Genomic DNA, 1575 nt, shown 5'->3' on the forward strand with positions numbered 1-1575 from the left:
CCGCCACCGCGCGCCGCCGCCCGCAGAGCCGCGCGTACGCCGCGCGCTGCGCCTCGTCCTTGATCGTGGTGACCACCCGGCCCCCGGGCTGCGCCTTGCGGGTGAACTCGTTCCACATCGGGATGGGCGAGAGCCGGTGGTCGATGCCGGACAGCACGTCGTCCTCGGTCTGCTCCAGCAGCGAGGTGCCGTACGTCTGCGAGGCGTAGCCGGTGACGGGCGCGAACAGGGGCCCGTCGGTGTAGGTGCGCTCGTAGCGCAGCGCCTCGCCCGAGTCGCGGGAGCCGGTGACGGACCGGCCGCCGACCATGATCTCCCCACGTGGCTGGGCGTAACGGGTCAGTGTCAGGCGGCGGTTGGCCGGGTTGTGCGCGTAGTCGTCGGCCGAGAAGACCTGGATGCGTGAGGTGTTGACCAGCAGCGCGGCCAGTAGCAGGAGGCAGAAGACCGAGGCGCGCCGGATGCAGCGGATCACGGCCGTTCCTCCCCACTGAGGCTGAGCGGGGGTCTCGGCGCCGCCGGGGCGACCACCCCCGCTTCCGCGGCGGCCGGGCGTGGTCTGCGCGCGCAGTCGCTGAGCAGGATGAGCAGCGCCACGATCACCCAGTTGGTGACGACCGAGGAACCGCCCTGGGCGAGGAAGGGCATCACCAGACCGGTGAGCGGGATCAGCCCCGTCACCCCGCCCGCGATCACGAACACCTGGAGGGCGACGATCGAGGAGAGCCCGATGGCCAGCAGCCGGCCGAAGGTGTCGCGCAGATACAGCCCCGCCTGGTAGCCGCGCGCCACCAGCAGCGCGTACAGCATGAAGATCGCCATCAACCCGTACATGCCCAGCTCCTCGCCCGCCGTGGCCAGGATGAAGTCGGACTTGACGGCGAAGCCGATGAGGACGGAGCGCCCGCGCCCCAGGCCCTCGCCGAGCATGCCGCCGGAGGAGAAGGCGAACAGCGACTGCGCGAGCTGGCTGGGGCCCTCACCGGCCTCGATGGAGGCGAAGGGGTGCAGCCAGGTCTCCACCCGGCCGTTGACGTGCGGTTCGTAGCTGCCCACCGCGAACGCCCCGACGGCGGACAGCAGCAGGCCGACCAGCGTCCAGCCGGTCCGCCCGGTGGCCACGTACAGCATGATCACGAAGAGGGCGAAGAAGAGCAGCGAGGTGCCCAGGTCGTGTTCGAGGACGAGCACGCCGACGCTGGCCATCCACACCGCTGCGATCGGCCCGAGCACCCGCCAGGTGGGGAACTGCAGCCGCCACAGGCGCCGCCCGGTGTAGGCGAGGGCGTGCCGGTTGGCGGCGAGGTAGGCGGCGAAGAACACCGCGAGCAGCACCTTGGCGAACTCGCCGGGCTGGATGGACAGTCCGCCGAACCGGACCCAGATCTTCGCCCCGTTGACGGCCGGGAAGAACACCGGCGCGAGCAGCAGCGCGAGCGCCGCGGCCACGCACACGTACGTGTACCGCTGGAGCACGCGGTGGTCGCGCAGCAGCACCACCACCCACATGAACAGCCCCACCCCGACGGTGGACCAGACGAGTTGGGTGGGCGCGTCGCGGTCGCCGGGGGTCTC

1 protein-coding gene and 1 pseudogene are annotated in these 1575 nt (G+C 71.5%); both read right to left on the reverse strand.

What is annotated here, in order from left to right:
* A pseudogene (locus AOK16_RS22730) lies at nucleotides 1–475 on the reverse strand (penicillin-binding protein 2); the annotation flags it as partial.
* The coding region (locus AOK16_RS22735; protein ID WP_055474019.1) for an FtsW/RodA/SpoVE family cell cycle protein at nucleotides 472–1575 on the reverse strand (1104 nt) is incomplete at its 5' end. The pseudogene AOK16_RS22730 and the gene AOK16_RS22735, both read right to left, overlap by 4 nt.

The sequence above is a fragment of the Streptomyces pathocidini genome (assembly GCF_001418495.1).
In the GTDB taxonomy this organism is placed as follows: Bacteria; Actinomycetota; Actinomycetes; order Streptomycetales; family Streptomycetaceae; genus Streptomyces; species Streptomyces pathocidini.